A 15,782-nucleotide genomic window follows, 5' to 3' on the forward strand; every position below is an offset into this window, starting at 1 on the left:
CCGGGCCGGGATGCGTGCATCAGCCGTCCGGGTCGGACGGATCCGGGACGAACGGAGTTGCGCATGGTGAACCCCACCGCCACGGCGGCGTGTGTGACGGAGGTCGGTGCGGCAGTGGTCGGTTCGATTGCGGCCGGTGCGGCAGCGGTCGGTGCGACGGAGGTCGGTGCGAAGCCGACCGGTGCGGCGGCTGATGCCGGCCGGGAGTCGGGACGGCCGGAGCGCCCCCGCCTGCGGCTCTTCGGTGGCTTCGACCTCTGCTGCGGCCCGGAGCGGCTGGCGCTCCCGCTGAACAGCCAGCGCCTGGTCGCCCTGCTCGCGCTCCGGGTGACGACCAGCCGGAGCCAGGCCGCCGGCATCCTCTGGCCCGAGGTGTCCGAGCGCCAGGCGAGCGGCCGGCTCCGTACCACCCTGTGGCGGCTCCAGCGCACCGACCGGACGATCCTGGACTGCCGGGGCCGCCTCGCCCTCGCCGCCGGCGTCGAGGTGGACGTCACCACCTGGGCCCGCGGCGCCCGCCGGCTGCTCGACGACCCGGACGCCGCCGCCGGCACCGCCCTCCCCGCCCTCCGGCCGGTGGGCGACCTGCTCCCCGGCTGGTACGAGGACTGGGTGCTCGCGGAGCGCGAGCGCCTCCGGCAGCTCCAGCTGCACACCCTGGAGACGCTCTCCGGCCGGCTGCTCGACCAGGGGCGCCCCGCCGAGGCCCTGGACACCGCGCTGCGGGTGGTCCAGCTGGATCCGACCCGGGAGAGCGCCCACCGGGCCGCGATCCGGGTCCACCTCGCCGAGGGGAACTTCGGTGAGGTCGTCCGCCAGTTCGACGCCTGCCGGACGGTCCTCCGGCGCGAGCTCGGCGTCGGTCCGTCACCGCTGCTCCTGGCCCTGCTGGGCGCGGGAGCCGCCGGTCCGGAACGCGACGATTAGGCCCCGGTCTGCGACGGTATGGGTAGCAGGACGGCGCCACCGCGCGCGTCCGCACCACCGAGAGGCGGCGATCACATGGGCCGGGCGACTCACCAGGTGACCCGCGGGCCCGGCCGGGCCCGGCACGCCGAGCAGGCCCCGCCGCTGCCGCGTACCCCCTCCGTCCGGCCCGCTCCGCCGCCGTCGCCGCACGGCTCACCGGCAGGGCTGCCGCCGGGCCTGCTCGGCAGCGACTTCGCCGGCGTCCGGGTGCACACCGACCCGGCCGCCGTCCGCTCCGCCCGGTCCATCGGTGCGCTCGCCTACGCCCACGGCAACGACATCGTCGGCGAGCCCCGGCTGCTCGACCCCACCCCCGCCGGACGCGCCCTGCTCGCGCACGAGCTCGCCCACGTCGCCGAGCAGCGCCGCAGCGGGCGGGCCGTGGTGCAGCGCCGCTCGCGCGCCGCCGAGACCGGTGACCTGCTGGAGTGGTGGGACTTCGCCTCCGACGCCGTGCGGGCGCTCGGCCTGCTGGAGTCGATGACGCCCGCCGACTTCGACGACACGCTCGGCGACATGCTCGCCGGGCACCAGGTCACCAGGCTGCTCGGCCGGCTGCCCGGCCGGGCCGAGGTGGTGCGGTTCCTCCGGCTGGTCGGCGAGCGCGCGAGCGACGCCCACAAGGAGGCCGTGATGGCCGGCTACCCGTTCGCCAACATGACCCCGGAGAGCCAACTCATCGTCTTCGGCCGGAAGTTCGAGGCCGGCCGGGGCGCCCGGCCGGCCGCGCCGGATCCCGCGCTGCGCCGCCTGGTCTCCGCGGACCCGAGCGCCCCGTTCACCGGCAGCGGGGCGACCGGGACGGTCTCCGCCGACGCGCCGATGTCGATCGGGGAGATGTGGTCCATGCGCGGCCAGGCCAAAGAGGCCGAGGATCGCGGGATCGAGGTCGAGGACGCCAAGTACGCCAGGATCCCCGGCCTGGAGATGTTCTACGACTGGTCCAACCCCGCCAAGGGTGCCCTGACCGGCCCGGGGAGCTGGCTCGAAGGCGTAGGCGCCGCCGACCGGAAGGGCCAGGCGGACCTGCTCCTGCGGCAGCCGATCGCCACCCGGTACCGGGGCGCCTACGCCGGCGCCCTGCCCACCCGGGCGGAGGTGATCAGGTCGGCCGCCCGCGCCCACCGGCTCAGCCCCGAGCTGGTGTCCGGCATCATCCTGGCCGAGCAGCGCGACCAGTCCAAGCGGGAGGACGCGGTCGACTACCGGAGCACGGTGTGGACCGGCCGGACCTCCTCGATCGGCCTCGGGCAGGTGGAGGTGAAGACCGCCCGCGAGAAGAACCTGTTCGCCGACCAGGTCTCGCGCTCGATGCAGACCTGGCTGGCCGGCAACACCAAGACGTCCAACCATGCGATCGCCGACATGCTGGCCTCCGACGAGCTCAACATCTTCGCCGTCGCGCGCTACCTCCGGTGGGTCGCCGACGCCGGCGCCCTGCACTCCGCGGTCTCCCTGTCCAAGACGGCTGCCAGGTTCCCCGGCCTCGACTTCGCCCGCTTCGCAGCGGACGCCTCGACCTGGACCGAGGACCACGTCCGGCTGATCGGGTCCGAGTACAACTCCAAGCCCTGGGACGACGTGGTGTCCGGCTGGGGCCGGTTCGTGCTGGAGGCCTACCGCGATGTGAAGGCCGCCGGCGTCTTCTGACCGGTGCCGGGGTCCGGCTGTACTCAAACCGCCCGATCGGGCGACACCGATCCGGCCCTGCGTGACGCGGCGGTGACGCGACCGTGACGGCCCTCCTGTCACGCTGTGCCCGACCCGCTGTCAGGGACGGCACAGAGGAGGGGCGATGGGCGCACAGCTCAGCTATCCGGGCGTCTACGTCGAGGAGATCCCGAGCGGCGTACGGACGATCACCGGCGTCCCCACGGCCGTCACCGCCTTCATCGGCCGGACCCGGCGAGGCGTGCCGAACACCCCCACCACGGTCTTCGGCTTCGAGGAGTTCACCCGCCTCTTCGGCGGGCTCTGGGCCGAGAGCCCGCTCGGCTACGCCGTCCAGGACTTCTTCGCCAACGGCGGCGGCCGGGCGGAGATCGTCCGCCTGGTCTCCGCCGGGACGACCTCGGCCAGGCTGGACATCGGCGGCCTCACCCTGGAGGCGGTCGAGCCCGGCCGCTGGGGGGTCGCGCTCCGGGCGGAGGTCTCCACCCAGGACACCGACCAGCAGGTCGCCGACGAACTCGGCGTCGACAAGGCCGCGTTGTTCCACCTGACGATCCGGGAGGCCACGCCCTCCGGGCGGACGGAGACCTTCCACAACCTCTCCACCGCGGCGAACGCGCGGAACGTGAAGGCGGTGCTGGAGGCCGGCTCGGCCCTGGTCCGGGTGCTCGGGGACCCGTCCGCCGCCCACCCCGGGAACGGCGACCTCGACGTGCTGGGCGCGGCCGAGGAGACCGTCCGGAAGGCCCGCAGTCAGTACCAGAAGGACGGGAACCGGGCACCGCTCGACGCCGCCGAGCTCGCCCTGCGCAAGGCCGTCGACACCGCCCTCCTCGCGATCAGGGACGGCGACCCGCTCACCGCCGCGGACTTCCTGCCCGCCGACGGCGAGACCGCCCACACCGGCCTCCACGCGCTCGACCGCCTCGACCTGTTCAACCTGCTCTGCATCCCCCCGCACAGGCGCGAGCACGGCGACCTGGAACCGGGCCTGATCTCCGCGGCCCTGGTCTACTGCCGGAGCCGCCGCGCCGTCCTGCTCGTCGATCCCCGCGAGGACTGGACGTTCGCCACGAAGCCCGAGACGTGGCTGGAGTCGATCGACGGGCCGCGAGAGAACGCCGCGGCCTACTTCCCCCGGCTGCGCCGGCCGGACCCGGAACAGGGCGGCCGGATCGCCGACTTCGTGCCGTGTGGGGCGGTGGCGGGGGTGTTGGCGCGGGTGGACGGTGCGCGGGGGGTGTGGAAGGCGGGGGCGGGTTTGGAGGCGGGTCTGGTGGGGGTGCCGGATTTGTCGGTGCGGGTTTCGGACGGTGGGAATGGTTTGTTGAATCCGTTGGGGGTGAATTGTCTGCGGTCGTTTCCGGTGGTGGGTCGGGTGGTGTGGGGGGCGCGGACGTTGGCGGGGGCGGATGTGTTGGCGTCGGAGTGGAAGTATCTGCCGGTTCGGCGGTTGGCGTTGTTCGTGGAGGAGTCGTTGTTCCGGGGGACGCAGTGGGTGGTCTTCGAGCCGAACGGTGAGGCGTTGTGGGCGGAGGTGCGGTTGAACGTGGGGGCGTTCATGCAGCAGTTGTTCCGTCAGGGGGCTTTGCAGGGGCGTTCGCCGCGTGAGGCGTATTTCGTGAAGTGTGACGGGGAGACGACGACGCAGGCGGATCGGGATCGGGGGGTGGTGAACGTTCGGGTGGGGTTCGCGCCGTTGAAGCCGGCGGAGTTCGTGGTGGTGCAGGTGCAGCAGCTGTCGGAGCAACTCCCGGCCTGACCGGCCGGGCGGACCAGCGGAACAGGAGAGGGCCGTGCCTGAGCAGCTCGCCCAGCCGGGCGTCTACATCGAGGAGATCCCGAGCGGCGTCCACACCATCACCGGCGTGGCCACGTCCGTCACCGCCTTCGTCGGCCGGACCGCCCGGGGCAGCGTCGAGCGCCCCGTCACCATCACCGGACTCGACGGTTTCGTCCGCGAGTTCGGCGGGCTCTGGTCCGGCAGCCTGCTGGGCTTCGCCGTGCGTGACTTCTTCCTCAACGGCGGTGGCCAGGCGGTGATCTGCCGGCTCTACCGCGAGCCCGCGACGCCCTCGAAGGGGTACGCCGAGTTGGCCTTCGGCACCGGCGACCAGCGGGTCGCCCTGAAGGCGGCCTCGCCCGGAGCCTGGGGCAACGGCCTGCGCGCACGGGTGGAGGCCACCGGGACGGGTGAGCTCTTCACCCTCGTGGTCCTGGACCGGGGCACCAACCAGTCCGAACGGCACGCCGGGGTCTCCCTCTACGCCGATCACCCCCGCTGCGTCGGCACCGTGCTCGAACGCGAATCCGCCCTGGTGCGCTGGACGATCCCCGCGCTCGCGCCGGCCCCGGCCGCGGCGCGGGTCCGCCCGGTGCCCGGGGCGTCCACGACGGCCTGGCAGGACCCGGCCGGCGAGGCGGATGCCGAGGCGGCCGAGGCGGAGGTCCGGCTGAAGACCACCGCCGCCGACCTCGCCCGCGCCCGCGACGCCAAGAGCGCCGCCGACACCGAGGCTGCCCGCGCCAAGGACGAGCACACCACCGCCGAGGCGGCCGAACAGGCCGCCGCCGACGCGGACGCCGAGGCCAAGACGGACCGGACCGCGGCCGACGACGCCGCGAAGGCCGCCGGCAAGGAGGTCGACGACGCCAAGAAGCTCGACCAGAGCGTCCCGGCCAACCAGCAGAAGCTCGCCGACGCCCAGGCGAAGCTCGACCAGGCCCAGGCCGCGGCCGCCGGGGCCAAGCAGGCCGCCGACCGGGCCGCGGACGTACGGGCGCGGCGGACCACCGAGGCGGCCGCCGCGGCAGCCCGGGAGACCGCCACGGCCAAGGCCGCCGCCGACGCCGGCGCCGCCCTGCCGTCCCTCAAGAGCGCGGCGGACGACGCCGGCCCCGCCCTCGCCACCGCCAAGGCCGCCGCTGCCGACGCCGCCGACCAGCTCGGCGGCGCGGACAGCGCGGACCTGACCGACGCCGAGGAGGTCCGCGGGCAGTACGAGCGGCTGCTCGACCAGGTCGACCTGTTCAACCTGCTCTGCATCCCCCCGTACCGGCAGAGCGGCGCCGACGTGGAGCCCGTCCTCTACGACCAGGCCGCCGCCTACTGCAAGCGCCGCCGCGCGATCCTGCTGGTCGACCCGCCGTCCGGCTGGAACACGGTCGACAAGGCGGTCACGGGTTTCCGCGACGCGGTCGACCGGCTCGGCGGGCGCGGCCCCGACGCGGCGGTCTACTTCCCGAGGCTGCGCCGGCCCAACCCGTTCAAGAGCGACGTCCTGGAGGACTTCGTGCCGTGTGGGGCGGTGGCGGGGGTGTTGGCGCGGGTGGACGGTGCGCGGGGGGTGTGGAAGGCGGGGGCGGGTTTGGAGGCGGGTCTGGTGGGGGTGCCGGATTTGTCGGTGCGGGTTTCGGACGGTGGGAACGGTTTGTTGAATCCGTTGGGGGTGAATTGTCTGCGGTCGTTTCCGGTGGTGGGTCGGGTGGTGTGGGGGGCGCGGACGTTGGCGGGGGCGGATGTGTTGGCGTCGGAGTGGAAGTATCTGCCGGTTCGGCGGTTGGCGTTGTTCGTGGAGGAGTCGTTGTTCCGGGGGACGCAGTGGGTGGTTTTCGAGCCGAACGGTGAGGCGTTGTGGGCGGAGGTGCGGTTGAACGTGGGGGCGTTCATGCAGCAGTTGTTCCGTCAGGGGGCTTTGCAGGGGCGTTCGCCGCGTGAGGCGTATTTCGTGAAGTGTGACGGGGAGACGACGACGCAGGCGGATCGGGATCGGGGGGTGGTGAACGTTCGGGTGGGGTTCGCGCCGTTGAAGCCGGCGGAGTTCGTGGTGGTGCAGGTGCAGCAGCTGTCGGAGCAACTCCCGGCCTGACCGGCCGGGGCGAGCCACCCCGGGCGGCACGACCGGGACGAGACCAGGAAGCGCAGACGAAATGGCCCAGTTCACCGTCAACACCCAGCGGTTCGACCCCTACAAGAACTTCAAGTTCCGTGTGCGCTGGGACGGTCGGTACGTCCTCGGCGTCAGCAAGGTCGGCGGCCTGAAGCGGACCACCGAGGTGGTCCGGCACCGCGAGGGTGGCGACCCGTCGAGCAGCCGGAAGTCGCCCGGCCGCACCGAGTACGAGGCCATCACCCTGGAGCGGGGCGTCACCCACGACCCCGAGTTCGAGCAGTGGGCCGACAAGGTGTGGAACTACGGCTCCGTCGGCGCCGAGTCCGCCCTCAAGAGCTTCCGCAAGGACGTCACGATCGAGCTGTACAACGAGGCCGGACAACTCGTCATCGCCTACAAGGTCTACCGCTGCTGGGTCTCCGAGTACCAGGCCCTCCCGGACCTCGACGCCAACGCCAACGCGGTGGCCATCCAGCACATCAAGCTGGAGAACGAGGGCTGGGAGCGGGACTCCGAGGTCCCCGAGCCGCAGGAGCAGGGGTGAGGGCATGACCGACCCCGGAACGGCGTGGGCGGGCGCCGCGGCTCTGCGTCCGCCGACGGACCGGTTGCTGCTCGACACCTGGGAGCGGGCCGCGGAGCTCACCCCGGCCGCCCGTCCGCTCGCGCTGCTGGCCGCGGCCTGTCCGCAGTACAGCTGGGAGCAACTGGCCGCCGCGCCGCTCGGCCGGCTGGCCGGCCTGCTCGCCGCGCTGCGCCGCGCGCTGGTCGGCGACGCGGTGGAGGCGGTGGCCTCCTGCCCGGCCTGCAACGGCCTGGTCGAGGTGGGCTTCGCGCTCAGCGGGCTGTACGCGCCGGGTGGGCCAGGCTCGGTGGACACCACCGCGGAGCTCACGGTCACCGCGGAGCTCACGGTCACCGCGGAGGGTCATGAGATCCGCTGCCGGCCCGTCACCACCGCGGACCTCCTCGCCGTCCGGGGCACGGCCGATCCCGCCGCGGCCCTGCTCTCCCGCTGTGTCACGGCGGTCGCCCGGGTGGCCGGGCCGGAAGGCGATGGAGCGGGCGATGGAGCGGGCGGGGGCGCGGGCGGCGGTGATCCGCTGCCCGCCGGTGACCTGCCCGCCGGTGCGCGGGCCGCGGTCGAGGCGGCCCTGGCGGCCGCCGACCCCCAGGCCGAGGCGTTGCTCGGCCTCGACTGCCCAGGCTGCGGCACGCACTGGTGGGAGCCGTTCGATCTGGGCGCCTTCCTCTGGGCCGACCTCGAACGACTCGCCCTGCACACGCTGGCCGAGGTGGACACCCTGGCCCGGGCGTACGGCTGGCGGGAGGCGGACATCCTGGCGCTGGGCCGGCGCCGGCGCCGCCGCTACCTGGACCTGGTGACGGCATGACCGGGCAGCCGGGGCGGGCCGGGCCCTCGACCACAGCCGCCGCCCCGGGGGCCGGCTCCGGCGGCTTCCTGACGCGGATCGCCGCGCGCGCCGCGGGGGCGGGCGGGGCGGGCCGGCTGCGCCCGCGCCCCCTCTCGCGGTTCGAGCCCGTTCCGGACGGCGGGGGAGCGGAGCTCGACACCTTCCCGGCAGGAGCGGCGTTCGACCTGGCGACGTCCTGGACGACGTCCCTGGTGACCGAGCCCGCGGGCCCCTCGTCCGGGTTCGGCCTGGCGGCGGCGGCCGGCGTCCCGTCGGTCACACGGCCGGGCCGGGGCCCGTGGCCGGTGCACCCGGCGAGCGGGCCCGCGGATGCCCTCCCGCTCGGCACCGGCCGCCCGGTCGAAACGGACCCGGCTCCGGCGGAGGCCTGGGCTGCGGCCCGGCCCTGGTGGGTGGAGGCTCCGGCCGAGGCGTGGTCCGGTCGCGCCGGTGCCCAGGACGAGCCGCTGGTGTTCCCCGCCCCTGCGGGGGAGGCCGCGCCGCCCACCGGCGACGGCGCGGCGGGTCCGGCCGCAGCGGGACGGCCGGCTCCGTCCGCCGACGCCCGGCGGTCGGCCGGCGGCGGTCGGGACGCCGGAGCGTCCGCGGCGGGGCCGGCGGCCCGCCCCGGACGCACGGGAGGCTTCCCGGCTGCGGCCACCGCCGGCGGCGCGTTCGACGAACGCGGACCGGCGGGCGCAGCAGGCCCGGCACTCCCCGAACCTGCCGAGCCGACCGGCCGCCGCGAGCGGTGGGCGCCCCCGGGCCGCCGGCAGTCGCCCGCCCCGGCTCCGGTCGTGCACGTCACCATCGGCCGCGTCGAGGTGCGGGCCGTCGCGGCTTCCGCCACCCCGGTGGAGCGCGTCCGCCCCGAGGAGCCGGCCGTGGCCACTCTCGACCAGTACCTGCGCAACCGGGCCAGGAGCCGCGGATGAGCACCGGACGCGCCATCGAAGCCGTCACCCAGACCCTGCGGTCCGTGCTGGGGCCGGTGACCGCGCTGGTCACCGCACGCCCGCCGGACCAGGCCCGGGCCGTGAGCACAGCGGGGGACCAGCTCAACCTCTTCCTCTACGACGTCGCGCCGAACGCGGCCTGGCGCAACCTCGAACCGCCCGCGCGGTCCGGCGGGGGCGGTCTGCGCCCACCGCTCGCCCTCGACCTGCACTACCTGCTCACCGCCTACGCCGACCACCAGGACGAGACCACCGCGCACCGCCTGCTCGGCCAGGCCATGCAGGTGCTGCACGACGGAGCGGTGCTCACCCGGGCGAAGCTCGGCGGTGTCCTCGGCGACGCGGGCGTCCACCTGCAACCGGAACGGGTCCGGCTGACGCCGGTCCACCTCGGCCTGGACGAGCAGTCCAAGCTCTGGTCGGGCTTCCAGACCCCGTACCGGCTCTCGGTGGCCTACCAGGCGTCGGTGGTGCTGATCGACACCGGTACACCGTCCGAGGCGCCGCTGCCGGTGCTCAAGCGCGGCCGCGGCCCGCTCGACGCGCTGGGCCAGGACGAGGGAGTGCCCGCCTCCGCCGGTGGCGCCGCGCCCCGGCTCGACCGGATCACCGTGGCCGCGTGGCGGGGCAACGCCTCGCTCCCCGCCCGCACCGGTGACCACCTGCTGCTCGACGGCGCCGGGCTGGCCGGCGGAGCGGCCGGCGGACCGGTCCGCGCGAGGTTCGACCACCCCCGGCTCGCCGAGCCGGTCTGGGCGGCGGCCGGCCCCAGCTCCACGGCCGAGCAGGTCCGGGTGCCGCTGCCGGGCGCACTGCCGGCCGGCGTCGCCACCGTCACGGTGGCCGTCGGACCGGCTGCCGGGCCGTCACTCACCAGCAATGCGCTGCCGCTGCCGGTTGCGGTCCGGCTGGGCCGGCCCGTTCTCGGCGCGGCGGGGGTGAGGGACGTCCTGGTTACCGTGCCCTGCGACCGGCTCCAGGAGGGCCAGTCCGTCCTGCTGCTCGCCGGCGGGGACCAGCTGGCGCCGGTCCAGCCCGCCCGGGCCGGCGTCGCGCCCTCCTTCCGGGTGCCGCGTCCGGCCTCCGGCGGAGCACGGCTGACGCTGCGGCTGAGGGTGGACGGGATCGACTCGATCCCGCTCGCGGATCCGGACCCGGACCCGGCCAAGCCCCTGCCCACGGTCTTCGACCCCGCCCAACAGGTGGTGCTGCCATGACCGGGATCGACGGACCTGACGCGCTCGACGGAGCCGACGTGACGGACGACGGAGCCGATGTGATGATCGACGGAGCCGACGGGAGGCTGACGACGGGCGGGCCGGGCGGGACGGCCGCGGCCCGGTGGGCCGGGGCGCCGGAGGATCCGGCCGCCTTCGCCGCGGAGTGGGAGCAGGGCAACAACGCCTACCTGGCGGCGTCCCTGCACTGGCTGCGCCTGCGGCTGCAGGCCCTGGCCGCCGGGGAGCTCCCCGTCGTCGAGGCTGCGCCGGGGACGTCTGCTGTGTCGGGCACTCCGGCCGCACCCGACGCCCCGGTGAGCGGGAGCGACGGGCGCGGCCACGGCTGGCCGTTCCGCCGCCGCACCCGCCCCGAACAGCCGGCGGCCATCACACCCGCGCCACCACCGGCCGCGACGCCCGACCCCGCCGGGCCGCACCCCGCCGAGGACGCCCCCGCCGAGCCGCGTCCGGCCGGGTCCGACCTCGCGGAGGCCGTGGCCCGGGCCGCCGCGGCGCGGGAGGCGGCGGCCGCGGCCGTCCACCCGGCGCACGTCGAACTCGCCGACCGGCTCGGCCTGACCGCCTTCGAGCGCGACGTCCTGCTGCTCGCCGCGGCACGCGAGTTCGACCCCTCGCTGGACGCGCTGTGCGTCGCCGCCGGTGCCCTCGGCCGCGAGCCCGGTCCGACCTTCGGCCTCGCCCTGCGCCTGTTCGAGCAACCGGCCTGGGACGCACTCTCCCCGGAGCGGCCGTTGCGCCGGCTGCACCTGCTGGAGCCGGAGGGCGCCGGCGGCCTGACCGCCCGCGTGCTGCGGGCGGACGAGCGGATCGTCAACTACCTCAAGGGCCTCGGGCACCTGGACGCCCGGCTGGCCGAGACGGTCGTCCCGCTCGACGACCCGGACGGCCTAGCGGAGTTGACGGCGTCGCAGCTCGCGGCGGCGAGCAGGCTGCGGGCCGGTCTGCGCCGCGCGGCCGCCGACGGCCGGCCGCCCGCCGTCAACCTGGTCGGTCCGGACCAGGTGAGCAAGCAGCTGCTGGCCGCCCGGGTCGCGGCCGAGCTGGGCCGGCTGCTGGTGCGGGTCCCGGTGGGCGCGCTCCCGGTGCAGCCCGACGCCGCGGCCCTGACCGCCCGGCTCTGGGAGCGCGAGACGCTGCTGGCGCCGCTCGCCCTGTACCTGGACGCGGGCGAGGACGGCGCCGAGCACGGCCCGGAGCGGGCGGCGGCCGTGGGGCGCCTGTTTGCCCGGGTGCACGGTCCGGTCTTCCTGGACAGCCGCGAGGTCTGGCCGCAGCTGGGGCCGGGCGCCCTGGTGGTCGACGTGGCCGGTCCGACCACCGGCGAGCAGCGGGCGGTCTGGGCCGAGGCGCTCGGGCCCGGCGGGGAGGGGCTGGCCGGCGAGCTCGCCGCGCAGTTCGACCTCGACCCGGTGGCCGTCGCGCTGGCCGCCCGGGCGGTGGCCGGCGGCGGTCCGGACGAGCCGCCGGAGGAGCTGCGCGCACGGGTGTGGGGAGCCTGCCTCGCGGTGACCAGACCGCGGCTCGACCGGCTGGCCCAGCGGCTGGAGATCCGCGCCCGCCGCGAGGACCTCGTGCTGCCGGCGGCGCTCGCCGAGCAGCTGGACCGGATCCGCGACCAGGTGCGGCACCGCGCCGTGGTCTACGAGGACTGGGGCGTGGCCCGCCGGACCTCCCGGGGGCTCGGGATCACCGCGCTCTTCGCGGGGGAGAGCGGCACCGGCAAGACCACCGCGGCCGAGGTGCTCGCCCGCGAACTCCACCTGGACCTCTACCGGATCGACCTCTCGGCCGTGATGAGCAAGTACATCGGAGAGACCGAGAAGAACCTGCGCCGTCTCTTCGACGCGGCCGAGCGCGGCGGCGCGATCCTCCTCTTCGACGAGGCCGAGGCGCTCTACGGCCGCCGCAGCGAGGTGAAGGACAGCCACGACCGGTACGCCAACGTCCAGGTCGGCTACCTGCTGCAGCGGATGGAGTCGTACCGGGGCCTGGCGATCCTGGCGACGAACATGAAGGGCGCGCTGGACCAGGCGTTCACCCGGCGGCTGCGGTTCGTGCTGGACTTCCCCTTCCCCGGCCCGGCCGAGCGCGAGGAGATCTGGCGGCGGGCCTTCGCACCGGGTGTGGCCACCGACCTCGACCACGCCCGGCTGGCCGGGTTCGGGCTGGCGGGCGGCAGCATCCACACCGTCGCGATGAACGCCACCTTCGCGGCCGCCGCGGACGGCCTGGTCGCCGACATGCCCACGGTGCTGGCCGCGCTGCGGATGGAGTGCCGCAAGCTCGGGCTCGTCGTGGACGAGGGCGAATTCGCCCGGGCCACGGGCACGGCCGCGGGCGCAAGCACGGGCGCGGACGGCAGCGCGGACGGCAGCGCCGGCGTCACGGCCGAGCGGGACGGGAGCGGGCCATGGAGGTGACGGTGCACATCGAACGCTTGGTGGTCGAGGGCGTCCTGCTCGGCCCCGGCGGCGCCGACCGGCTGCGGGCCGAGCTCGCCCGGGCGCTGGCCGCCGCACTGGCACAGCCACCGGACGGCCGTCCCGCCGAGGCGCATCCCGCCGACGCGGGCCCCGGGTCCTCGTCGTCGGCGTCCCCGGGCGCGTCGGTGGTCGTGCTGCCGACGGCCGGTCCCGCCGGCGGCCCGCTCGGCCCGGGGCAGGCGGCCGCCCTCGGTCGCGGCACCGGCCGGGCACTCGCCACCGCGCCCGCCTTCGCCCCCGTCCTCGCCGCGGCGCTCCGTGCCGCCGGTCCGCCCGCGGCCGGGCCCGGTGTCGCCGCCGTGCCTGCCGTCAGCGCCGTGCCCGGTGTCGCCGCCGTGCCCGGCGTCAGCGCCACTCCCGCCCCCACCGCCCGGGGAGGTGTCCGATGACCGGCTTCCCGCGGTCCCCGCGCCTGATGCGCGGCGGCATCGTCCAGCTCGACCAGGCGTCCGGCGCCGTCCTGCGGATGATCGCCCTGCAGTACAACCCGGACAGCCTGAGCCGCAGCTTCCAGGTGCAGGACACCGGGGAGGAGCGCCACCAGCGCTCCCGTCCGATCCGCTTCACGGCGCCGCCGGTGGAGACCGTCAAGGTCGAGGCCGAGCTGGACGCCGCCGACCAGTTGGAGTTCCCCGACTCCTACCCGGACGCCGGCCAGGTCGGGGTGCATCCGCAGCTCGCCGCGCTCGAACTGCTGGTCTACCCGCGGGTGGACCAGCTGGTCGCGGCCGACCGTTCGGCCGCGGCCGGCTCGCTGGAGATCCTCCCGATGGAGGCGCCGGTCACCGTCTTCGTCTGGAGCCCCAGCCGGATCGTGCCGGTGCGGATCACCGAACTGTCGGTCACCGAGGAGGCCTTCGACCCGGCGCTCAACCCGCTGCGGGCCAAGGTCCAGCTCGGCATGCGGGTGCTCACGGTCAACGACGTCGGCTTCGTCCACCGGGCCGGCGGGCTCTACCTCGCCCACCAGCGCCGGCTGGAGGCACTGGCCGCCCGGGCCGGCACGGCCGGCTTCGCGGCGTTCGGAATCGGAGGCATCACATGACGGTCCCCGAGCTCTTCCCGGCCGGTCTGCCGCAGGCACCGGAGGCCCCGGCGTTCCCGCCGACCAGCCGGTACAGCGGGCTGCCGCTGCTCACCGCCGAGCTGGACGGCCGTCAGGTGCGCTGCGTGAGCCGCCGGTTCGTGCCCCCGCCGGAGCGGTTCGCCCTGCTGCGCGAGCACCTGGTGGCGGACGGGGAGCGGCCGGACACCCTGGCCGCCGCCGAACTGGGCGACCCCGAACGGTTCTGGCTGCTCTGCGACGCCAACGGCGTGCTGGACCCGGCCGAACTGACCGCCGCCGTCGGCCGGCGGCTGCGGATCACCCTGCCCGAGGGCGTCCCGGGGGCCGCCGATGCCTAGCGGGCCGGTCCACCTCACCCTGCTGGTCGGCCCGGCCGTGCCGCTGCCGGTGCCGCGGTTCGTCCTGGACGCACTGACCGGCGTCACCGTGCACAGCACCGCCGAGCCGGGCCGGCAGAGCGCGTTCGAGCTGACCTTCGAGGTCGAGAAGGACTCCCTGCTGCCCACCGTCTTCCTGCTGGTCGGCGGCGCCCTGCCGCCGGTGCTGCGGGTGGTGGTCGCGGTCACCGTGGGCAGCGTGACCGAGGTGCTGATCGACGGCGTGATGACCTCCACCGGCCTCACCCCGGGCACGGGCGGCGCGCCCTCGGTGCTGACCGTCCACGGCATGGACCTCACCGCCCTGATGGAGAAGATCGACGGCACCGGAACGCCCTTCCCGGCCATGCCGGTCGCGGCCCGGGTGCTCACCGTGCTCGCCAAGTACGCCGTCCTCGGGGTCGTCCCGGCGGTGGTGCCGGCCCTGGTCGCCGACGTGCCCAACCCGCTGGAGCGGATCCCGGTCCAGCACGGCACCGACCTCGCCTACCTGCGCCGGCTGGCCGCCCGCTCCGGCTACGTCTTCACCCACATCCCGGGGCCGGTGCCCGGCGCCAGCATCGCCTACTGGGGACCGCAGGCGAAGCTCGGCCTGCCGCAGCCGGCGCTGAACGTCGACATGGACGTGCAGACCAACGTCGAGTCGATCGCCTTCGGCTTCGACGCCGAGGCCGCCACCCAGCCGGTGATCTTCGTGCACCACCCGGAGACCAAGGCGGTCATCCCGGTGCCGATCCCGGACGTGTCCCCGCTCAACCCGCCGCTCGGCCTGCTCCAGCCGGCCCCGCACAAGATCCGCTACATCCGAGAGACGGCGAAGCTCGGGGTGGCCGAGGCCGTCCTGCTCGGTATGGCCAAGGCCTCCTCGGCGGCCGACGTGGTCAAGGCCCGGGGCAGCCTCGACGTCCAGCGGTACGGGCACGTGCTGCGCCCCCGCGCGCTGGTGGGCGTGCGCGGCGCGGGTACCGCGTTCGACGGCCTCTACTTCGTCCAGTCGGTCGACCACCGGCTCGAACGCGGCTCCTTCACCCAGCAGTTCACCCTGGTCCGGAACGGACTCATCTCGACCCTCCCGGTGGTGCCGGTATGACGACGACCGACGACAGCGACTACCTGGTCCCGCTCGGCGGGACCACCGAGGACCAGGACGGCGGCCCGCGCTTCTACGGCAAGTACCGCGGGACGGTGGTCAACAACGTCGACCCGCTCGGGATCGGCCGGATCCAGGCCTTCGTCCCCGACGTCTCCGCGGTGCTGCCGTCCTCCTGGGCGATGCCCTGCGTGCCGGTCGCCGGACCGCAGTGCGGGGTGTTCAACGTGCCGCCGGTCGGGGCCGGGGTCTGGATGGAGTTCGAACAGGGCGACCCGGACCACCCGGTCTGGACCGGCGGCTTCTGGGGCAGCCGGGCCGAGGTGCCCGCCCTGGCGCAGGCCGGCGTCCCGGCGAGTCCGAGCATCGTCCTGCAGACCCTCGGACAGAACACGCTGGCGATCTCGGACGCGCCCGGACCGGCCGGCGGCATCCTGCTCAAGGCCCGCAGCGGCGCCTCGATCAGCGTCAACGACCAGGGCATCGTCATCCAGAACGGCCGGGGGGCCAGCCTCGTGCTCACCGACAACCAGGTCCTCGTCAACGTCAACGCGCTGATCGTGCAATGAGTACGAGTACGAGTTCCTGTTCCACTCCCGGTGCCGGCGCGCCCCCGCGACC

The 15,782-nt window shown here is 75.2% G+C and carries 14 protein-coding genes; all 14 read left to right on the forward strand.

Annotated features, from left to right (window positions below):
* Window positions 1-63 precede the first annotated feature (63 nt).
* The 14 genes from ACIPSC_RS13440 to ACIPSC_RS13505 all read left to right on the forward strand — a co-directional run bounded on the left by ACIPSC_RS13440 (window position 64) and on the right by ACIPSC_RS13505 (window position 15,730).
* The gene (locus tag ACIPSC_RS13440) at window positions 64-927 is read left to right on the forward strand and encodes a BTAD domain-containing putative transcriptional regulator (protein WP_400825437.1); all 864 of its coding nucleotides are present in this window, start codon (window positions 64-66) and stop codon (window positions 925-927) included.
* Window positions 928-1,023: 96 nt separating this feature from the next.
* Entirely contained in the window at window positions 1,024-2,619 is a 1,596-nt protein-coding gene (locus tag ACIPSC_RS13445; protein WP_400825439.1) for a DUF4157 domain-containing protein, read from the forward strand.
* A 145-nt stretch (window positions 2,620-2,764) separates the two neighbouring features.
* Window positions 2,765-4,402 carry a phage tail sheath family protein gene (locus ACIPSC_RS13450; RefSeq protein ID WP_400825441.1) on the forward strand — a complete coding sequence of 546 codons (1,638 nt, stop codon included), beginning with the start codon at window positions 2,765-2,767 and terminating at the stop codon, window positions 4,400-4,402.
* A gap of 34 nt (window positions 4,403-4,436) precedes the next feature.
* The gene (locus ACIPSC_RS13455; RefSeq protein ID WP_400825443.1) at window positions 4,437-6,509 is read left to right on the forward strand and encodes a phage tail sheath family protein; all 2,073 of its coding nucleotides are present in this window, start codon (window positions 4,437-4,439) and stop codon (window positions 6,507-6,509) included.
* A 61-nt stretch (window positions 6,510-6,570) separates the two neighbouring features.
* On the forward strand, window positions 6,571-7,077 hold the full coding sequence (locus tag ACIPSC_RS13460) for a phage tail protein (protein ID WP_400825444.1): 507 nt from the start codon (window positions 6,571-6,573) through the stop codon (window positions 7,075-7,077).
* A gap of 4 nt (window positions 7,078-7,081) precedes the next feature.
* The gene (locus ACIPSC_RS13465; RefSeq protein ID WP_400825446.1) at window positions 7,082-7,927 is read left to right on the forward strand and encodes a hypothetical protein; all 846 of its coding nucleotides are present in this window, start codon (window positions 7,082-7,084) and stop codon (window positions 7,925-7,927) included.
* Window positions 7,924-8,883, forward strand: coding sequence for a hypothetical protein (locus ACIPSC_RS13470; protein ID WP_400825447.1), 960 nt, complete (start codon window positions 7,924-7,926; stop codon window positions 8,881-8,883). The genes ACIPSC_RS13465 and ACIPSC_RS13470 overlap by 4 nt, the downstream gene beginning before the upstream one ends.
* On the forward strand, window positions 8,880-10,121 hold the full coding sequence (locus ACIPSC_RS13475; protein WP_400825449.1) for a DUF4255 domain-containing protein: 1,242 nt from the start codon (window positions 8,880-8,882) through the stop codon (window positions 10,119-10,121). The genes ACIPSC_RS13470 and ACIPSC_RS13475 overlap by 4 nt, the downstream gene beginning before the upstream one ends.
* A complete protein-coding gene (locus ACIPSC_RS13480; protein WP_400825450.1) occupies window positions 10,118-12,565 on the forward strand; it encodes an ATP-binding protein in 2,448 nt (815 codons plus the stop codon). The genes ACIPSC_RS13475 and ACIPSC_RS13480 overlap by 4 nt, the downstream gene beginning before the upstream one ends.
* A 2-nt stretch (window positions 12,566-12,567) precedes the next feature.
* A complete protein-coding gene (locus ACIPSC_RS13485; RefSeq protein WP_400825452.1) occupies window positions 12,568-13,017 on the forward strand; it encodes a hypothetical protein in 450 nt (149 codons plus the stop codon).
* Window positions 13,014-13,673 (forward strand): hypothetical protein, encoded by a 660-nt coding sequence (locus tag ACIPSC_RS13490; RefSeq protein ID WP_400825453.1) that lies wholly within the window; start codon window positions 13,014-13,016, stop codon window positions 13,671-13,673. Before ACIPSC_RS13485 ends, ACIPSC_RS13490 begins: the two co-directional genes overlap by 4 nt.
* Window positions 13,670-14,032, forward strand: coding sequence for a LysM domain-containing protein (locus ACIPSC_RS13495; protein WP_400825455.1), 363 nt, complete (start codon window positions 13,670-13,672; stop codon window positions 14,030-14,032). Before ACIPSC_RS13490 ends, ACIPSC_RS13495 begins: the two co-directional genes overlap by 4 nt.
* A complete protein-coding gene (locus ACIPSC_RS13500) occupies window positions 14,025-15,161 on the forward strand; it encodes a hypothetical protein (protein ID WP_400825457.1) in 1,137 nt (378 codons plus the stop codon). The genes ACIPSC_RS13495 and ACIPSC_RS13500 overlap by 8 nt, the downstream gene beginning before the upstream one ends.
* Complete coding sequence (locus ACIPSC_RS13505) at window positions 15,158-15,730, forward strand: phage baseplate assembly protein V (RefSeq protein ID WP_400825458.1); 573 nt, start codon at window positions 15,158-15,160, stop codon at window positions 15,728-15,730. Before ACIPSC_RS13500 ends, ACIPSC_RS13505 begins: the two co-directional genes overlap by 4 nt.
* The last annotated feature ends 52 nt before the right edge of the window (window positions 15,731-15,782 follow it).

It is taken from the genome of Kitasatospora sp. NPDC090091, from assembly GCF_044747365.1.
GTDB lineage: Bacteria > Actinomycetota > Actinomycetes > Streptomycetales > Streptomycetaceae > Kitasatospora.